The sequence below is a fragment of the Leifsonia sp. 563 genome (assembly GCF_040545055.1).
Taxonomy (GTDB): Bacteria; Actinomycetota; Actinomycetes; order Actinomycetales; family Microbacteriaceae; genus Leifsonia.
Genome location: NZ_JBEPLE010000005.1, coordinates 218,990 through 237,311, shown reverse-complemented (window position 1 = coordinate 237,311; position 18,322 = coordinate 218,990). Strand labels below are relative to the sequence as shown.

The 18,322-nt window shown below is 70.7% G+C and carries 16 protein-coding genes; 7 read left to right on the top strand and 9 right to left on the bottom strand.

Features of this window, described 5'->3' with window-relative positions:
- Window positions 1–22 precede the first annotated feature (22 nt).
- Complete coding sequence (locus ABIC47_RS15210) at window positions 23–730, top strand: DUF8185 domain-containing protein (RefSeq protein ID WP_354481618.1); 708 nt, start codon at window positions 23–25, stop codon at window positions 728–730.
- Window positions 731–855: 125 nt separating this feature from the next.
- On the opposite strand, the gene ABIC47_RS15205 is transcribed toward ABIC47_RS15210, so the two are convergent.
- The 8 genes from ABIC47_RS15205 to pepN form a co-directional block, all read right to left on the bottom strand.
- A complete protein-coding gene (locus ABIC47_RS15205) occupies window positions 856–2,502 on the bottom strand; it encodes an FAD-binding dehydrogenase (RefSeq protein ID WP_354481616.1) in 1,647 nt (548 codons plus the stop codon).
- Between the two features lie 37 nt (window positions 2,503–2,539).
- A complete protein-coding gene (locus tag ABIC47_RS15200) occupies window positions 2,540–2,938 on the bottom strand; it encodes a globin (protein ID WP_020074931.1) in 399 nt (132 codons plus the stop codon).
- Window positions 2,935–4,188, bottom strand: a complete 1,254-nt coding sequence (locus tag ABIC47_RS15195; RefSeq protein WP_354481612.1) for a mechanosensitive ion channel family protein — start codon at window positions 4,186–4,188, stop codon at window positions 2,935–2,937. The genes ABIC47_RS15200 and ABIC47_RS15195 overlap by 4 nt, the downstream gene beginning before the upstream one ends.
- 59 nt (window positions 4,189–4,247) lie before the next feature.
- Window positions 4,248–4,922, bottom strand: a complete 675-nt coding sequence (locus ABIC47_RS15190; protein ID WP_018190776.1) for a response regulator — start codon at window positions 4,920–4,922, stop codon at window positions 4,248–4,250.
- Entirely contained in the window at window positions 4,919–6,295 is a 1,377-nt protein-coding gene (locus tag ABIC47_RS15185) for a sensor histidine kinase (protein WP_354481610.1), read from the bottom strand. The genes ABIC47_RS15190 and ABIC47_RS15185 overlap by 4 nt, the downstream gene beginning before the upstream one ends.
- 8 nt (window positions 6,296–6,303) lie before the next feature.
- Window positions 6,304–7,170, bottom strand: a complete 867-nt coding sequence (locus ABIC47_RS15180; protein ID WP_354481607.1) for an ABC-2 transporter permease — start codon at window positions 7,168–7,170, stop codon at window positions 6,304–6,306.
- Complete coding sequence (locus ABIC47_RS15175; protein WP_018190779.1) at window positions 7,167–8,078, bottom strand: ATP-binding cassette domain-containing protein; 912 nt, start codon at window positions 8,076–8,078, stop codon at window positions 7,167–7,169. The genes ABIC47_RS15180 and ABIC47_RS15175 overlap by 4 nt, the downstream gene beginning before the upstream one ends.
- Before the next feature lie 146 nt (window positions 8,079–8,224).
- A complete protein-coding gene (pepN, locus tag ABIC47_RS15170) occupies window positions 8,225–10,768 on the bottom strand; it encodes an aminopeptidase N (RefSeq protein WP_354481603.1) in 2,544 nt (847 codons plus the stop codon).
- A 100-nt stretch (window positions 10,769–10,868) separates the two neighbouring features.
- Between pepN and ABIC47_RS15165 the strand changes: the two genes are divergently transcribed.
- The 4 genes from ABIC47_RS15165 to ABIC47_RS15150 are packed head-to-tail and all read left to right on the top strand — an operon-like array spanning window position 10,869 to window position 14,469.
- Window positions 10,869–11,357 (top strand): ribose-5-phosphate isomerase, encoded by a 489-nt coding sequence (locus ABIC47_RS15165; RefSeq protein WP_018190781.1) that lies wholly within the window; start codon window positions 10,869–10,871, stop codon window positions 11,355–11,357.
- Window positions 11,357–12,343, top strand: coding sequence for an Fpg/Nei family DNA glycosylase (locus ABIC47_RS15160; RefSeq protein WP_354481601.1), 987 nt, complete (start codon window positions 11,357–11,359; stop codon window positions 12,341–12,343). Before ABIC47_RS15165 ends, ABIC47_RS15160 begins: the two co-directional genes overlap by 1 nt.
- Before the next feature lie 9 nt (window positions 12,344–12,352).
- Entirely contained in the window at window positions 12,353–12,991 is a 639-nt protein-coding gene (locus tag ABIC47_RS15155; RefSeq protein WP_354481598.1) for an FMN-binding negative transcriptional regulator, read from the top strand.
- The gene (locus ABIC47_RS15150) at window positions 12,988–14,469 is read left to right on the top strand and encodes an amidohydrolase (protein WP_354481595.1); all 1,482 of its coding nucleotides are present in this window, start codon (window positions 12,988–12,990) and stop codon (window positions 14,467–14,469) included. Before ABIC47_RS15155 ends, ABIC47_RS15150 begins: the two co-directional genes overlap by 4 nt.
- A 194-nt stretch (window positions 14,470–14,663) precedes the next feature.
- On the opposite strand, the gene ABIC47_RS15145 is transcribed toward ABIC47_RS15150, so the two are convergent.
- The gene (locus ABIC47_RS15145) at window positions 14,664–15,146 is read right to left on the bottom strand and encodes a Dps family protein (protein WP_020074922.1); all 483 of its coding nucleotides are present in this window, start codon (window positions 15,144–15,146) and stop codon (window positions 14,664–14,666) included.
- Window positions 15,147–15,323: 177 nt separating this feature from the next.
- On the opposite strand from ABIC47_RS15145, the gene ABIC47_RS15140 reads away from it, so the two are divergent.
- Together ABIC47_RS15140 and ABIC47_RS15135 are read left to right on the top strand one after the other, a co-directional pair.
- Window positions 15,324–16,892, top strand: a complete 1,569-nt coding sequence (locus ABIC47_RS15140; protein ID WP_354481592.1) for a multicopper oxidase family protein — start codon at window positions 15,324–15,326, stop codon at window positions 16,890–16,892.
- Window positions 16,882–18,282, top strand: coding sequence for a sensor histidine kinase (locus ABIC47_RS15135; RefSeq protein ID WP_354481590.1), 1,401 nt, complete (start codon window positions 16,882–16,884; stop codon window positions 18,280–18,282). The genes ABIC47_RS15140 and ABIC47_RS15135 overlap by 11 nt, the downstream gene beginning before the upstream one ends.
- The last annotated feature ends 40 nt before the right edge of the window (window positions 18,283–18,322 follow it).

The following is an 18,322-nucleotide window of genomic DNA, read 5'->3' as shown; positions in this document are numbered from 1 at the left end:
GTGTTGGTAGTTTAGACATCCGATGAGCCAGTCGTTTTCTCTAGTCGATCTCCTCGCCGTCGCCGATCTGCAGACCTATCTGTCGCGGGCCGCCCGCGTCGAGGAGGGTTCCGTGCGCCTGATCGCCGGATCGGGGGTGCTGGCCGTCTACACGGCGATCCTGTATCCGCGCGGGCTGATGGATGAGACGCCGACCGTGCTGGGCCTGCGGACCTTCGCGACGGGCGCGGATGTGGAGTTCGACGTCGTCGTGCCCATCCGCTCGCTGCTCGACCGGGTCGCGCGGGTGCGCGAGAGCGCAGAGGCCGCCGAGTCTGAGGGCGCGGGATCCGAGGGGGCCGCCGAGCCGATCGAGATCCGCCTGCCGCTCGAGGTCTCGACCGTGACGTGGGCGGGCATCTCGCCGCCGCGGGGCGGCTGGCAGAAGGTCGGCGAGACATCGTCGGCGCTGCTGCAGTCGACCGCCAAGGCGGGAGTGGCCGAGGTCGCCGAGGCCATTCCGACCGGCACAGGCGAGCAGCTGGTGCAGCGTGTCCGCGCCGAGGTGTGGGGCCGTCCGATCGACGACCTCGAGTACATCCCGGCGGGCGCCGCATTCGCCGCGGACAGCCTCGGTTTCGTCGGGGACGACGACACCGTCACAATCTACGAGACGGGCCCCTGGACGCGCCTCACTACGCGCCGTGGCCACACCCTCGTCCGCCGCCAGGCCTGGACCCTCCGCCGCTGACCCACACCCCCACCGTCGAGTCCGCAATCTTTGCACGCTCGGCGGGGCTTCAGCGTGCAAAGTTTGCGGACTGGACGGCGGGCGGAGATGCGCGAGGCGGGAGGGAACGAGACGGGAGCGGGGCGTCAGGCGCGAGCGGCGGCTCGGCCGGCCTGGCGGCCCGAGAAGAGGCAGCCGCCGAGGAACGTGCCCTCCAGGGCGCGGTAGCCGTGCATCCCGCCGCCGCCGAAGCCGCTCGCTTCGCCGACCGCATAGAGGCCTGGGACGACCGAACCGTCGGCCGACAGCACCCGTCCGTCGAGGTCCGTCTCGATCCCGCCGAGGCTCTTCCGAGTCAGGATGTGCAGCTTGACCGCGATCAAGGGTCCCGCCGCCGGGTCGAGGAGCTTGTGCGGCGTTGCGACGCGGATCAGCTTGTCGCCCCGGTACCGCCGTGCCGCCCGGATCGCGGCGAACTGCAGGTCCTTGCCGAACTCGTTGTCCAGCTGGCGGTCGCGCTCGTGCACGTGTCGCGCCACCAGCTCGGTGTCGAGCGGGACGTCCGCGATGCGCTGCATCCCGGCCAGCAGTTCGTCGAGCGTGTCGGCGACCACGAAGTCGGCGCCCTTCTCCTTGAACGCCTCCACCGGCCCTGGCGCGCCGGGAGCGACCCGCTTGGCGAGCAGCCGCACGTCCTTGCCGGTCAGGTCGGGGTTCTGCTCGCTCCCGGAGAGCGCGAACTCCTTCTCGATGATCTTCTGAGTCAGCACGAACCAGCTGTAGTCCGAGCCCGTCCGTCGCAGGTGCTCCAGCGTCCCAAGCGTGTCGAATCCCGGATACAGCGGCGACGGCAGCCTGTCGCCGTGCGCATCCAACCACAGGGATGACGGGCCGGGCAGGATGCGGATGCCGTGCCGCTCCCACACCGGGTCCCAGTTCTGGATGCCCTCGGTGTAGTGCCACATCCGGTCGCCGTTGATCAGGTGCGCGCCCGCGGTCTCCGCGATCCCCAGCATGCGGCCGTCGACGTGGGCCGGCACACCGGAGAGCATGGATGCGGGCGGCTCGCCCAACCGCAAAGGCCAGGCGGCGCGGACGAGGTCGTGGTTTCCGCCGATCCCGCCGGAGGCGACGATGACGACCGGCGCGCGGAGCTCGAAGTCGCCGACGACGTCCCGGTTGCTGGGCGCACCACGGCCGGCGACGTCGGGTGCGAGCACCGCACCGCGCACGCCGACGACCCGGCCGTCCTCGACGATCAGCTCGTCCACCCGGTGCCGGTTGCGGATCGCCGCGCGTCCGTTCGCCGCCGCCGACTGCACCCGGCGGGCGAACGGCTCGACGACGCCGGGTCCCGTTCCCCAGGTGATGTGGAAGCGGGGGACCGAGTTGCCGTGACCGCCTGCCCTGCCGTCGCCGCGCTCCGCCCATCCCACGACGGGGAAGAAGCGGACGCCCTTTTCGTGCAGCCACGCGCGCTTCTCGCCGGCCGCGAACTGCAGGTACGCCTCCGCCCACTGCCGCGGCCAGTAGTCCTCGTCGCGGTCGAAGCCGGCGGTGCCGAACCAGTCGTCGCGCGCGAGCGCGAGGGAGTCGTGTACGCCCATCCTGCGCTGCTCGGGGGAGTCGATGAGGAAGAGTCCGCCGAACGACCACCACGCCTGCCCGCCGAACGAGGCCGACGGTTCCTGCTCCACGATCGTGACCCGGCGCCCCGCGTCCAGCAGTTCGGATGCGGCGACCAGGCCCGCAAGGCCCGCGCCGACGACGATCGCGTCGGGTTCGTAGGTCATCCGTGTCTCCTTCGGCACCGGGATGGCGGGAGGAGCGCTACTCCTCGAATGTGTTGACCATAGCGAACGCGGCCCGCTCCAGGTAATTCCAGAGCGTCTCCTCCTGCAGCGGCGGGAGCTCGAGCTCGCCGACCGCGGTCCGCATGTGGGTCAGCCAGCGGTCACGGGCGTCCGGGTTCACCTTGAACGGGTTGTGACGCATCCGCAGCCGCGGGTGTCCGCGCTGCTCGCTGTACGTCGTCGGACCACCCCAGTACTGCTCCAGGAACAGCGTCAGCCGCTCCTTCGCCGGGCCCAGGTCCTCCTCCGGGTACATCGGTCGCAGTACCGGGTCGTCGGCGACGTCGCGGTAGAACGCGTCCACCAGCCGGACGAACGTCTCGTGTCCGCCGATCTGGTCGTAGAAGCTCGGCTGTGGGCCGACGGGGATGCTCATCGCGCGGGTCCGTCCGTGTCGGGGCGGGCGTCGGGCGCGGCGTCGGCGTCCGGCTTCGGCGTCGCGGGCTTGCGGGGCGCGGGCTTGTCCGCCGGCTTGTCGCCCGCCGGCTTCTCGACCGGCTTCTCCGCGCCCGACTTCTCCGCCGCCGTCCGCACCGACGCACCGCCTTCGACCGCCGGCGTGATCCGGATCGCGCCGGGATCCGCCACGCGTCCGCCCGCCGCCTGCTGCCGCTTCGCCGCCGCGCGCGCCTTGCGTCCCTTCAGCGGCGGCTCCGGCGTCACCGCCTGGCTCGGCCGGGTCCGCGGCGGCTTCGCGCCCGTGACGCTCCCCGCGCTGTCGAATCCGCTCAGCACGACGGCCGAGAGCGACGGGAGCTTCACACCCATCTCGTCCAGCGCCTGCTTGAGGCGGAGGCGCAGTTCGCGCGAGACGTCGTCCTTCGCGGTCGTGCGGGTCTTCAGCACGATGCGGATGACGATCGCGTCGGCCGAGATCGACTCGATTCCCCACAGCTCCGGCTTCTCGAGGATGCGCGAGCGCCATTTGGTGCTCGTCGCGAGCGCCGTCGCGGTCTCCAGCATCTTCGCTTCGACCGCCTCGACGTCGGCCTCGTAGGGCACGGCCAGGTCGATGATGACGCGCGCCCAGCCCTGCGACATGTTGCCGACGCGGAGGATCTCGCCGTTGCGGACGAACCACAGTGTGCCGTTCACGTCGCGCACCTGGGTGACGCGGATGCCGACCGCCTCAACCACGCCCGTCGCAGAGCCGAGGTCGACGACGTCGCCGACGCCCAGCTGGTCTTCCATGACCATGAACAGGCCGTTGAGCACGTCCTTCACGATGTTCTGCGCGCCGAAACCGAGACCGGCGCCGATCGCGGCCGTGAGCAGGGCGAACGAACCGAGCACATCGGGAACGAAGACATTGAGGATGAGGATGATCGCGATGATGCCGATCGTCACGTTGACGATGTTGGTCAGCACCGAGCCGAGCGTCCGGGTGCGCTGCACGACGCGGACGGCCGCGAGCGGCGACGCGACGAGCGCCTGCGTGTCGCTGACATTCTGGCCCTTCTTGACGCCGCTGACGATCCGGCCGACCACCTTGCGGATGACGACGCGCAGGATCCAGCTGAGGAGGAAGGCACCGGCGACGATGCAGACGGCGTTGACGATGTTCCAGCCGGCGTCGACCGCCCAGGATCCGAGATCGGTCCAGAAGTTCGCTTTGAGGATTTCCATACCCCGTCGAGCCTAGCGAGCCGCGCGTTGGCGGTCGCTGGAATCGAGGGCGCGGCGGTTCATCGCTCCAGCAGCCCGTGCTCGTACGCGAAGATCACGGCGTGCACGCGGTCGCGCAGCTGCAGCTTCGAGAGCACGCGCCCGACGTGCGTCTTCACCGTCGACTCGGTGAGGTAGAACCGCGCGCCGATCTCGCCGTTGCTCAGGCCTTCGCCGATGGCGAGCAGGATCTCGCGCTCGCGCGGGGTGAGGGCGGCCGCCGGGTCGTGCCCGGTCTGGTTCGGCGACGATCCCGATGGGAGCCGGTCGGCGAACATCTCCAGCATCGCCCTCGTCACCCGGCCGGAGACCGCCGCATCGCCCGCGGCCACCGCGCGAACGGCGCCGATCAGCTCGTCGGGACGCGCATCCTTGAGGAGGAACCCGCTCGCGCCCGCGCGGAGCCCGCCGAACGCGTACTCGTCGAGGTCGAAGGTGGTGAGGATGATGATCCGCGCGCCCGGGTCGGTCTCGACGATGCGCCGGGTCGCCTCGATGCCGTCGAGCACCGGCATCCGCACATCCATCAGCACCACATCCGGACGCACCTGTGCGGTGAGCCGGACGGCCTCGGCACCGTCGGCCGCTTCGCCGACGACGGCGAGGTCCGGTTCGGCCTCCAGCACCATCCGGAAGCCCATGCGGACCAGCTGCTGGTCGTCGACGAGCAGGATGCGGATGGGGGCGTCGGTCACGGGTTCTCCTTCGGGGTCGTCGCGGGGGCGGGCGTCGTCGTGTCTGGAGGCGGAGGCGGAGGCGGAGGAGGAGGTGGCGCTGCGGAGGTGGGCGCAGCCGCACGAACAGCGTCGAACACCGCCCGCACCCGCCAGCCTCCACCGGGTCGTGGCCCCGCCTCCAGCGTCCCGCCGTACAGTCCGACGCGTTCGCGCAGGCCGATCAGCCCTCGTCCGGAGCCCTGCCCGGCTGAGGGATGCAGCGCAGCGTCGTCGTCGATGGTCACGATCACGGTCCCCGGCTGGAAGACGATGACGACGCGCACGGCCGTCGCAGTCGGGGCGTAACGGAGGGCGTTGGTGAGGCCCTCCTGCACCACGCGGAAGATGGTGAGCTGCTGCCCGATGTCCTCCGGGGGCAGACCGGTGACGGTGATCCGCACCGGCAGGCCCGCGGCACGGAACGTCTCGACCAGTTCCGCCAGCTCGCCGACGCCCGGTTGCGGTTCCCGGGCCGCGGCTCCGTCCTCGCCGTCGCGCAGCACGCCAAGCAGGCGGCGCATGTCGGCCAGAGCGCCACGCCCCGTCTCGGCGACGAGACGCATGGCCTGCGCCGACCGCTCGGCCTGTTCCATCCGCTCGGACTCCGGACGATCGGATGCCGTATCCGCCATCCGCGCGGAGCCGTCCGCCAGCGTGATCATCACCGTGAGGCTGTGCGAGACGATGTCGTGCATTTCGCGTGCGATACGGCTCCGCTCCGCCGCGGCGGCGATCTCCGCCTGCTGGTCCCGCTCGCGAGCGAGCTGACGGGCGCGGTCGATGAGGGCGTTGAGGTAGCGCCGGCGGTTTCCGACGTTGCTGCCGATCAGCACGGAGACGACGCTGAACGACAGCACCAGGATGCCCGACGGGATCGCCGCCGTCTCGAGCGGCGTGAACACCTTCGCCTGCGTGAGCAGCACCTGAACGATGAGCGTTGAGACCGTGACGGCGGAGGTCACCGCGAAGGCCACCCACGCCGAGCGGATGGAGCGGTAGACCGCGAGCGCGTACAACGCGAACAGGGTGGGCACCACATCCATGTCGCGGCCGAGGAAGACGCTGGTGCCGAGCAGCACGGTCGCGATCGCGAAGACGACCGCGGGCTGTTGCCGCCGCGCCAGCAGGGCAGCGCCGGCCACGGCCGACAGGACGAGGTGGATGAGCTCCTGCGGCGTCGGGTGGACGGCCGAGACGACGAGCGCCCCGACGACCGAGGGGATGAGGTAGAACGCCGCGACGAAGATGTCGACGGCGAGGGGATGCGCCCCGAAGAAACGACGCACGACCCCGGGCGGTCTCGGCAGTTCGAGTCCGCCCGGGGTCTGCGTGGTGGTCGCCTCCGAGGTCACGACGAGGGTCAGGCGTCCCTGCGCTGCAGCAGCACCGATCCGGCGATGAAGGCGACGGCCGCCCAGACGAGCACGGTCACCACGTTCGCCCAGGGCTCGAGGTCGCCGTTGCCGACTCCGGCGAGGCCCTGTCCGGCGTTGCTGATGAGGTAATGCCCCGCGTCGGCCACCCACTGGGTGCGGGTGAGGCCGCTGACGAGGTTCGCGATGATCGGCAGCACGAGCAGCACGCCGAGAGCACCGGCGATGCCGCCGGCGGTCGACTTGAGGATGGCGCCGACTCCCAGCGCGAAGACGGCGACGAGACCGAGGTACGCACCGGCGCCGAGGATCGCCCACAGCGTGTCGGAGGACAGCAGGTCGCCCTCGTATCCCTTTCCGTTGAGGATCGGGACGGCGACCGCCCACGATGCGGCGGACGACACGAGGCCGACGAGGAACGCCACGACGAACAGCACGAGCGTCTTCGCCGCGAACACCGGGAAGCGGCGCGGGACGGCGGTGAACGACGAGCGGATCTGGCCCGTCGAGAACTCGCCGCTGATCACCAGCACACCCAGTACCGCGATCACGAGGGACGCGAAGGTCAGCCCGGCGGTCGCGGCGGTCGTTGCGAACGCCGCGCTCTGCGCCTCGATGGCGGCGCGCTGACCCTCAGGCACCCGGTCGACGAGCAACGATTTCTCGGGGATGGCCACGGCGACGAGGGCGGCGATTCCGACCACGAGCACGACGGCGCTGATCAGCGTCCAGAAGGTCGACCGGAGGGTGCGGAGCTTGATCCACTCCGACCGGATCACCCGCGGGAAGCTGAGCCGGCCGAGCGAGGTGTGCGGGTGCCCGACCGGGGTGGCGGGGGATGTGGCGGTGCTCATCGGCTGACCTCCGTGCGGTACTCGACGTCGTCCTGGGTGAGCTCGAGGTAAGCCTCCTCGAGTGATGCGCTGATCGGGGTCAGCTCGTGGAGCACGATCCCGTCGCGCGCGGCGGTCTCGCCGATCTGGGCGGCGGTGAGGCCGGTGATCTCGAGCAGCTGCGCCTCGACACCGGTGACGGCGACGTCCGCGCCGGCGACGGCCCGTGCGAGCTGCTCCGGCTGCGGGGTCCGCACGCGGACGGCGTGGCGGGTGGCGGCGGCGAGGATGCTGTCCACCGGGGCGTCCGCGAGCACGCGTCCGCGGCCCAGCACCACGATGTGGTCGGCGGTCTGCGCCATCTCGCTCATCAGGTGCGACGAGAGGAAGATCGTCCGGCCCTGCGAGGCGAGATGCCGGGCGAACTGGCGAACCCAGAGCACGCCCTCGGGGTCGAGTCCGTTCACGGGCTCGTCGAGGATGAGCGTCGCCGGATCGCCGAGCATGGCCGCGGCGATACCGAGCCGCTGTCCCATCCCGAGCGAGAATCCGCCGACGCGCTTGCTCGCGACCGACTCGAGACCGGTCATGCCGATCACCTCGTGGACGCGGGACTTCGGGATGCCGTGGGTCGCCGCCAGCGACAGCAGGTGCGCGTAGGCGGTGCGGCCGGTGTGGATGGCCTTGGCGTCGAGCAGGGCGCCCACTTCGGTGAGCGGCGAGCGGAACTCGGCGTACCGCTTGCCATTGATGAGCGCCTGGCCCCGGGTCGGGCGGTCGAGCCCCATGATCATGCGCATGGTGGTCGACTTGCCGGCGCCGTTCGGGCCGAGGAAGCCCGTCACTTTGCCGGGCTGGATGGTCACGGTGATGTCGTCGACGGCGGTCTTCGCGCCGAAGCGTTTGGTGAGGTGATCGAGCTGGATCATGACTCCGAGACTAGGGCTGACGAGTCGGCTCGTCATCGTCCCGCGGTACGACGGCGGGTCGGCCCCGGGCACGGCACGAGGGGCCCCACCGCGGTGAGGCCCCTCGTTCCGTCGTTCGTTGCGGCGGGATGGTCAGTGCGCGCCCGTTACTGCGCGTCCCGCTTCTGAGCGGCGAGTGCACGCTCGACACCTGCGAGGTTCTCCACCACCATGCGGCGGAGTGCCGCCGGCTCGGGGTTGGCGTCGAGCCAGGCGCGGGTGGCGTCGCGCAGGGCCTCGTTCGCCAGCGGTGCCGGGTACATGCCCTCGACCAGGTACTCCGCGATCTTGTAGGTGCGCGAGGTCCAGATCTGCTGCAGCGCGGCGAAGTACGGCTCGACGAACTGGGCGAGCACGCTCTTGTCCTTCGCGCGCTGGAAGCCGATGCCGGTGTACCGGACGATCGTGTTGGGCAGGCTGTCGGAGCCGAACACCGAGTCCCACGCCGCCTGCTTGCCCTCCAGCGTCGGGATGCTGGCCCGGGCCTGCGCCGCGAACTGGCCGCCGTTCGCGGTGTTGTCGGCGGCGAGGGCCGCGTCGATCTCGGCGTTGCCGGCCGCGCCGCCCGCCACGAGGGCGATGAGCAGCTCCCACGAGAGGTCGGTGTCGATCGTCAGGCCCTCGAGCGTGACGGAGCCGTTGCGCAGCGCCGCGACCGTCTCCAGCTGCTCGTCGGTCGAGGCGAGCGCCGCGAAGAACTTCACGAACTGGAACTGCGCGTCACTGCCGGCCTCTGCGCCCTTCGCCAGCTCCCACAGCGCGGACGCCGCATCCTGAGCCGTCTGCTTCTGGCGCTCGGGCGCGACGTACGCGGACGCCGCGAGCACCAGCTGGTTGAGCGTGGTGCGGATGGTCGTCGACTCGGTCTCGGACGCGATGTTGCCGAGCACCAGGCGCACGTAGTCGCTCGCGCTCGTCTCGGCGTCGCGGGTCGCATCCCACACCGCACCCCAGACGAGCGAGCGGGCGAGCGGGCTCTCGATGTCGGAGAGGTGCTCGATGGCGACCTTGAGCGACTCCTCGTCGAGGCGGATCTTCGCGTAGGCGAGGTCGTCGTCGTTGATGAGCACGAGGTCGGGGCGGCGGGTGCCGACGAGGTCGGCGACCTCGGTGCGCTCTCCGTCGACGTCCAGCTCGAAGCGCTCGTCGCGGATCAACTTGCCGTCGCGGAGGTTGTACAGGCCGATCGCCAGGCGATGCGGACGGATCGTCGGGTAGTCGGCGGCCGCCGACTGCAGAACGGCGAAGGAGGTGATGGTGCCGTCCGCATCCACCGTCAGCTCAGGGCGGAGGGTGTTGACGCCGGCGGTCTCGAGCCACTTCTTGGACCAGTCGGTGAGGTCGCGGCCGCTCGTGGCCTCCAGCTCGACCAGGAGGTCCTTGAGTTCCGTGTTGCCGTGCGCGTGCTTCTTGAAGTACTGCGCGACACCGGCGAGGAAGTCGTCCTGGCCGACCCACGCCACCAGCTGCTTCAGGACGGAGGCGCCCTTCGCGTAGGTGATGCCGTCGAAGTTGACCTGCACGTCCTCCAAGTCGTTGATCGTCGCGACGATCGGGTGCGTCGAGGGCAGCTGGTCCTGGCGGTACGCCCAGCTCTTCTCCATGGCGGCGAAGGTCGTCCACGCCTCGGTCCACTCGGTGGCCTCGGCGGTCGCGAGGGTGGAGGCGTACTCGGCGAACGACTCGTTCAGCCAGAGGTCGTTCCACCACTTCATGGTCACCAGGTCGCCGAACCACATGTGCGCCAGCTCGTGGAGGATGGTGACGACCCGGCGCTCCTTGATGGCGTCGGTGACCTTCGAGCGGAAGACGTACGTCTCGGTGAAGGTGACGGCTCCGGCGTTCTCCATCGCGCCCGCGTTGAACTCGGGCACGAAGAGCTGGTCGTACTTCTCGAAGGGGTACGCGTAGTCGAAGCGCTCCTCGTAGAAGGCGAAGCCCTCGCGGGTCTTGTCGAAGATGTAGTCGGCGTCGAGGTACTCGGCGAGGCTCTTGCGCGTGTAGACGCCGAGAGGGATGGTGCGGCCGTCGCGGCTGGTCAGCTCGCTGTGCACCGACTCGTACGGGCCGGCGACCAGCGCGGTGATGTAGGAGGAGATGACCGGGGTGGGAGCGAACGACCAGACCTTCGTGCCGTCGCCCGCATCCTGCGGCTCGGGCGTGGGGGAGTTGCTCACGACCGCCCAGTGCGCCGGGGCGGTCACCGTGAAGGTGAACTGCGCCTTCAGATCCGGCTGCTCGAACACCGCGAACATGCGCCGCGAGTCCGGCACCTCGAACTGGCTGTAGAGGTAGACCTCGCCGTCGACCGGGTCGACAAAGCGGTGCAGGCCCTCACCGGTGTTGGTGTAGATCGCGTCGGCGACCACGGTCAGCTCGTTCTCCTCCTGGAGGCCGTCGAGCTGGATGCGCACCCCGTCGCTCACGGTCGCCGGGTCGAGCTCCGCACCGTTCAGCGTCACGCTGTGGACCGTCCGCGTGATCGCGTCGATGAAGGTCGACGCACCCGCGGTGGCCGAGAACCGCACCGTGGTGGTGCTGAGGAAGGTCTCCGGGCCGGTCGTCAGGTCGAGGCTGACGTCGTAGCTGTGGGTGCGGACGAGCGACGCGCGCTCCTGTGCTTCGATGCGGGTGAGGTTTTCTCCGGGCAACGCTGACTCCTTCGAGGGGATCGGACGGGTGGATCGTGTCCACCCGTCCACCTTAGCCACCGGTTCCGACGCCGTCGGTGGCCGTCCCTAGACTGTGGATATGCGCATCCACATCGCCACCGATCACGCCGGACTCGACTTCAGCAGGCACCTGCAGGAGCATCTGACCGCTGCCGGTCACGAGGTGATCGACCACGGACCGGTCGAGTACGACCCCATCGACGACTACCCGGCGTTCTGCATCAACGCCGCCGCCGCCGTGGTGCGCGACCAGCAGGCCGGTGTCGAGGCGCTCGGCGTCGTCTTCGGCGGCTCCGGCAACGGAGAGCAGATCGCCGCCAACAAGGTCCGCGGCGCCCGGGCCGCCCTGGTCTGGAGCGAGTCCACCGCGCTGCTCGCCCGCCAGCACAACGACGCCAATGTCATCGCGATCGGCGCCCGCCAGCACACCGTCGAAGAGGCCACCGGCTTCATCGACGCCTTCATCGCCGAGCCCTTCTCGTTCGAGGAGCGCCACGTCCGCCGCATCGCCCAGCTGGCGGAGTACGAGGCCACCGGCGACATCGCGGGCAAGCACGTGGACCGCTGATGCCCGAGGGTCACTCCGTCCATCGCATCGCCCGGCAGTTCGCGGTCAACTTCGTCGGCCACCGGGTCTCCGTCTCGTCGCCGCAGGGGCGGTTCGCCGCGGACGCGACACGCATCGACGGCCACGTGATGACCGACGCCAAGGCGGTCGGCAAGCAGATGTTCCTCGAGTTCGACAACGGCCTCTGGCTGCGCGTCCACCTCGGCCTGTACGGCGCGTGGGACTTCGCGGGCGACATCAGCATCGACCCGACGATCGCGAGCGCGAACGGCCGGATGGGTCAGACGAACCAGCGCGGTACCGACCTCGAGCCCGTGCTCGACAGCGCGGGCGAGAACTCCCTCCACTCGATCGGCGCGCCTCGGCGCACGCGGCTGCGCATGGCCGAGTCCGAGAAGGTGGAGGCCGAGATCACGTCCTTCCCGCCCGAGCCGATCGGCCAGGTGCGTGTGCGGCTGCTGACCGACACCGCGGTCGCCGACCTGCGCGGGCCGACGGCCTGCGAGGTGCTCGATCCGGCGCAGGTGGATGCGGTGATCGCGAAGCTCGGACCCGATCCCCAGGTCGACGACAGCCAGGAGGCGGAGGACCGCTTCGTCTCGATCGTTCGCCGGAAGCCGACCGCGATCGCGCTGTTGCTGATGGACCAGAGCGTCGTCAGCGGCATCGGCAACGTCTACCGCGCCGAACTGCTGTTCCGCGTCAGGCAGAACCCGCACACGCCGGGCAAGCAGGTGCCGGAGGAGACGGTGCGGGCGCTGTGGCGCGACTGGGTGCATCTGCTGCGGATCGGCGTCGAGACCGGCCAGATGATGACGATGGACGACCTCGACGAGCAGTCCTACCGCAAGGCGATGGCGAACCGCGACGACCGCCACTGGGTCTACAAGCGCGAGGGACTGCCGTGCCGGGTCTGCGGCACGAACATCGTCATGGAGGAGCTGGGCGGCCGCAAGCTGTACTGGTGCCCGGTGGACCAGGCGTAGGAGGGCCCCGTGCGACAGAATCCGAGCTTCACCCTGACCGACCCGGCCGAGCTGAAGCGGCTCGTGCGCGAGAACCCGTGGGCCACGTTCGTGAGCAACACGTCCGCCGGACTGGTCGCCTCCCACTATCCGGTGATTCTCGACGAGTCGCGGGAAGAGCTCACGCTGCTCAGCCATGTCGGCCGTCCGGATGAGCAGCTGCACGAACTGGGGGAGCACGAGTTGCTCGTGATCGTGCAGGGTCCGCACGGTTACATCTCGTCCGGCTGGTACGACGAGAAGCCCGCGGTGCCGACCTGGAACTTCATCGCCGCTCACTTCTCCGGTGTTCCCGAGCTTCTCGGCGACGAGGAGAACCTCGACGTGCTGGCCCGGCTGGTAGACCACTTCGAGGACGAGCTGCCCGAGCCGCGCCGGATGCGCGGCACGCTGGAGGATGCGGCCTACGCCGAGCGCATCGTCTCGGGCACGGTCGGCCTGCGGCTGACGCCCTCGCGCGTGGTCGCAAAGCAGAAGATGAGCCAGAACCGCCCGGACCACATCGTCGACGCGATCATGGACGAGCTCGGCGGCGACGGCCCGTACGCCAGCGCCGGCCTGCTGCGCGAGATGCGTCTCGTGCACGACCGGCGCCGCGCCGCACGATGACGCTGCTGCTCGCCGGCGCACGGCTTCCCGGGCGCGACGGACTGGTGGATGTGGTGCTCGACGGCGAGCGGATCGCGTCGGTCGAGCCGACCGGCTCGGCGGGCGGCGGTGCGGCGGGGGAGCGCATCCCCCTCGACGGCCGCTGGCTCGTGCCGGGGCTGTGGGATCAGCACGTGCACTTCACGCAGTGGGCGCAGACCGCCCGCCGCTTGGATGTGTCCCGGGCGGGGTCGGCCGCCGAGGCCGCCGCGCTGGTCCGGGAGCGCGCGTCGGGCGCGGGCGGAGCGTCGGCGGCGGATTCGGCGGACGACGTGCTCGTCGGCTTCGGCTTCCACGACGCGCTCTGGCCGGACGTACCGACGCGCGAGCTGCTCGATGCCGCCGCGGGCGACCGTCCGGTCGTGCTGATCGCCGGCGACCTGCACTGCTCCTGGCTGAACTCGGCCGCGGCCGCGCGGTTCGCGCCCGGCACATCGGATGCTGTGCTCCGGGAGGACGCGAGTTTCGCCGTGACCAGCCTCCTCACCGCCGCCGATGACGCGACGCTCGACCGCTGGGCGGCCGACGCGGCACGGGTCGCCGCGGCCCGGGGCGTGGTCGGCATCGTCGACCTGGAGTACGGCTGGAACCTCGACGTCTGGCGGCGGCGCATCGCGGGCGGCGCATCCGGCTCCGCCGATCTTCGTGTCGAGTTCGGTGTCTATGGGGAGCACCTGGAGCGCGCCGCCGAGCTGGGCCTGCGCACCGGCGACGTGGTGGATGACACGGTCGGGCTGCTGACGGTCGGCCCGTTCAAGGTGATCTCCGACGGCTCCCTGAACACCCGCACGGCCTTGTGCTCGCGCGCCTATCCCGACGGCGGCCACGGCGTGGCGAACCTGAGTCCGGACGAACTGGTCGAGCGGATGCGGTTCGCGGTCGGACACGGCCTGGTGCCCGCCGTCCACGCCATCGGCGACGAGGCGAACCGTCGCGCGCTGGACGCCTTCGAGACCGTCGGCTCGGGCGGCAGGATCGAGCACGCCCAGCTGATCGACGCCGCCGATATCCCGCGCTTCGCGCGCCTCGGCGTGACCGCGAGCGTCCAACCCGAGCACGCCATGGACGACCGGGACGTCGCCGACCGCCTCTGGCCCGGGCGCACCGACCGTGCGTTCCCGCTCGCCGACCTGCACGCCGCCGGCGCGCGCCTCGCCTTCGGCTCCGACGCGCCGGTCGCGCCCCTCGACCCCTGGGCGGCGATCGCCTCGGCCGTCGCCCGCTCGCGCGACGGCCGCGACCCGTGGCATCCCGGGCAGTCAATCCCGGCAGAGGTCGCGCTGCGCGCATCCACCCGTTCGACGCTTGCGCCGGGTCAGCCGGCCGACCTCGCGGTGCTCGATCGCGACCCGCTCACGGCGACGCCAGACGCCCTCCGCACCATGCCGGTCGCCGCCACGTTCGTCGCCGGTCGCACCACCCACGACACCCTCCGCTAACCGCCCCGCCCTCGCGCCTCTCGCAGCTCGGAAGGGGCACGATTTGCGCCAAATCTCGGTTTTGGCGCCGCCATTACGACGATTTGGCGCAAATCTCGCGGCGCGCGAGCCGACGCAGACCGCCAGCCACGCGCTGAACGACGGAGGGGCCGCCCGCATCCGCGGACGGCCCCTCGCACCGGAATCGGCAGCCGCTACTCGCTGATGTGCGCGAACAGGAACCAGCGGTCCTTGTCGAGCCCGCGGGCGATCTCGATCGCGACATCCTGGCTGGTCTGGTCGAGCTCCGCGAGCTCGCGCACCGCGGTGTTCACCCCGGCGAGGGCGGCGTCGAGCTGCGCGATGACCTCGGCGATGGTCTCGTTGGAGGGGCGGAAGCCGGCGGTGAGCTCGCCGGTGGTGGTCTTGGCGGCGACGGTGCCGAGGCGCGCGTCGACCGGGAGGCCGAGGGCGACGATGCGCTCCGCGGCGAGGTCGGCCCACTCCTGGGCGTGGTCGACGATCGTGTCGAGCAGCTCGTGCACGCCGATGAAGTTGGCCCCGCGCACGTGCCAGTGCGCCTGCTTGCCGTTGACCACGATGGCGGTCAGGTCGATGACGACCGGGGTGAGGAACTGGGCGACCCCGGCGGCGACGTCCGGGTTCGAGACACTCTGGGTTGCGGCGATGTCCGTCATGATTGGCGTCCTTTCTTCTGCCTGCGATAACGCTACTCAGGCCCGCGAATTCCGCAACGAAGCGAAGGCTGCGCTTAGTTAGCCTGCCCTCTCATCCACACGTCTCGGGTTAACCCCCGTACGGGTTCGGCGGCGCCCGGGATGGGGTGCTGAGCCGCGTGCGACGAGGCTCGAACCATGACATCCACACCGCCGCCGAGGCTCCGCCGCCCACGCGCATCCCTCATCGCGCTCGGCCTGACGGTCGCCCTGGCGGTGACCTCGGCCGCGACGCTTGTCGCCTGCAGCGGGCTCGGCGCGGGAACCATCGACACGGCCGGAAAGGTCGACTTCGACACCCGACTGCCGGTCCCTGCCCTCGCCGTCCCGACCGTCGAGGCCGACGGCACCAAGACCTTCGAGCTCGACGCCCGCGCCGGTACGACCGAGTTCCTTCCCGGAAAGAAGACGACCACGTGGGGCTTCGACGGCTCCTACCTCGGCCCCACCCTGGTCGCCGACCGCGGCGACGAGGTGCGCGCACGCATCACCAACCACCTCACCGAGGAGACCAGCGTCCACTGGCATGGGATGCACCTCCCGGCCCGGATGGACGGCGGCCCGCACCAGATGGTGTCACCGGGCGAAGTGTGGGAGCCGCACTGGCGTATCGACCAGCCCGCCGCGACCCTCTGGTACCACCCGCACCTGCACGGCCGGACCGAGCAGCACGTCCAGCTCGGGATGGCGGGGATGTTCCTCCTCCGCGACCCGCAGGAGGCGGCGCTCGCCCTCCCGCGGACGTACGGGGTCGACGACCTGCCGGTGATCGTGCAGGACAAGCGTTTCGGCTCCGACGGGCAGATCACCGACTCCAGCTCGGGGTTCATCGGCCCGATCGGCGACACCCTGGTCGTGAACGGGGCCATCGGGCCGTACGCCGAGGTGACGACCGACCGCGTCCGCCTGCGTCTGCTCAACGCCTCCGCCGCGCGCACCTACGACTTCGGCTTCTCCGACCGGCGGACCGTGCAGCTCATCGCGACCGACGGCGGGCTCCTCCCGGCCCCGGTTGCTCTCGACCACATCCGGCTCTCTCCGGGCGAGCGGGCCGAGATCGTCGTCGCCGTGCAGCCGGGGGAGCGCGCCGTGCTCCGATCGTTCCCACCGGACCTGGGGCTCGACGGTCCGCTGCCGGGCATGAATGCGGGCACCGACACCCTCGACGTGCTGCAGCTCCGCGCCGCCGGGACCCTCGAGCACCGCCCCGACGTGCCGGCCGCCCTGGCGCCTGCCGAGCCGCTACAGAAACCGCAGGTCACACGCACCTTCCGTCTCGACGGCCACGAGATAAACGGCCAGAAGATGGAGTCCGGTCGCATCGACGAGACCGTCACCGTCGACACGGCGGAGGAGTGGGTCGTCACCAACACGATGGATCTGCCGCACAGCTTCCACGTCCACGACGTCCAGTTCCGCATCGCGTCGATCGGCGGCGCACCGCCGCCGCCCGAGCTCGCCGGCTGGAAGGACACCGTCTACCTGCCTCCGCAGACCGAGTTCCGGTTGCTGCTGCAGTTCGCCGACTACACCGACCCCGACGCTCCGTACATGTACCACTGCCACCTCCTCGCCCACGAGGACGCCGGAATGATGGGCCAGTTCGTCGTGGTCCGCCCGGGCGAGCACGCGGGCGTCGTTCCGGAAGACACCACCGCTCCGCATGGCGGAAGCGGCCCACGAAAGGACACCAGTCATGACCACTGAAACGGACACCGGGCAGCCCGGCGCCGCCCGACCTTCTGCCACGCTGGATGCTGTGACGCCATCCCAGCCCCACCCCGCCCGCGCGAACTACGGCGCGCTGTGGCGCGGTGTGCCGCGCGAGCTCGGCTTCCTGCTCTTGACGATGCCGATCGCGATCGTCGGCTTGTCGGTGCTGATGTCGCTGTTCTGGACCGGCGTCGGCACGATCGTGATCTACGTCGGCTTCTTCGTCATCGTCGCGGCCTTCTACACCGCTCGCGGGTTCGGCTTGGTCGAACTGACGCGACTGGATTGGGCGGGCCGGCCGTCCATCCCTCGCCCGGTATGGGAGAAGCCGGGCACCCCGCGCACCTTCCTCCGCTCCGTGTTCGGGCCATTCGCGAATGGCCACTACTGGCTGTACCTGCTGCACGGGATGCTCATCAACCCGATCGTCAGCATCGTCTCGTGGACGCTGACCATCGTGTGGGCGTCGGTCGCGCTGGGCGGCCTGACCGGGTGGATCTGGGAGCCGTTCATCCCGCAGGGCGACCGCGACTTCTTCCTCTCCCAGACGGTGGTGGATGCCGTCTTCCGCACCACGCCGACGTTCGACCCGACCGTGGGCGACCGCATCCTGTACCTGATCGCCGGCGTGCTGTTCGCCGCGACCCTGCCGTTCGTCACGCGCGGCCTGACGCTGCTGCACGAGGCGGTGGCGCGCGGCCTGCTCGGGCGGTGGCCGTCGGAGGAGCTGCAGCAGGAGGTGGCCGACCTGTCCGCCTCGCGCGGTGCGGCCGTCGCGGCGGAGGATCAGGCGTTGCGCCGGCTGGAGCGCGACCTGCACGACGGTCCGCAGCAGCGTCTCATCCGGCTGCAGATGGACATCGCCGCCGCCGAGCGCAAACTCGCCGACGACCCGGACGCAGCCGCGACATTGCTCGCCGAGGCGCGGCAGCAGGCGGGCGACACCCTGGAGGAGCTGCGGGCCCTGTCGCGCGGTTTCGCTCCACCGATCCTGCAGGACCGCGGCCTGGTCACCGCCGCCGAGTCGCTCGCCGCGCGCAGCCCCATCCCGGTCACGGTGGAGTCGTCGCTGCAGCCGGGGGAGCGCTTCAGCCCCGAGATCGAGCGGAACGCCTACTACGTGCTCGCGGAACTCGCCGCAAACCTGGCCAAGCACTCCGGCGCGCAGGCCGGCCGGCTCTTCCTGGAGAGGTCGGTGGATGCGTCGGGCGCCGCCTGGCTGAGCGTCTGGCTGACCGACAACGGCCGCGGGGGTGCCTCCCTCGTCGAGGGTCACGGCCTGCGCGGACTGGAGGAGCGCGTGCGCGGTCTGCGCGGCGAGCTCGTGGTGGACAGCCCCGAGGGCGGCCCCACCCGCATCGGTGCGCGCATCCCGCTCGCCTGAGCCGCGGGCCGTGCCCGGCACATCCACTTGACGCGACACG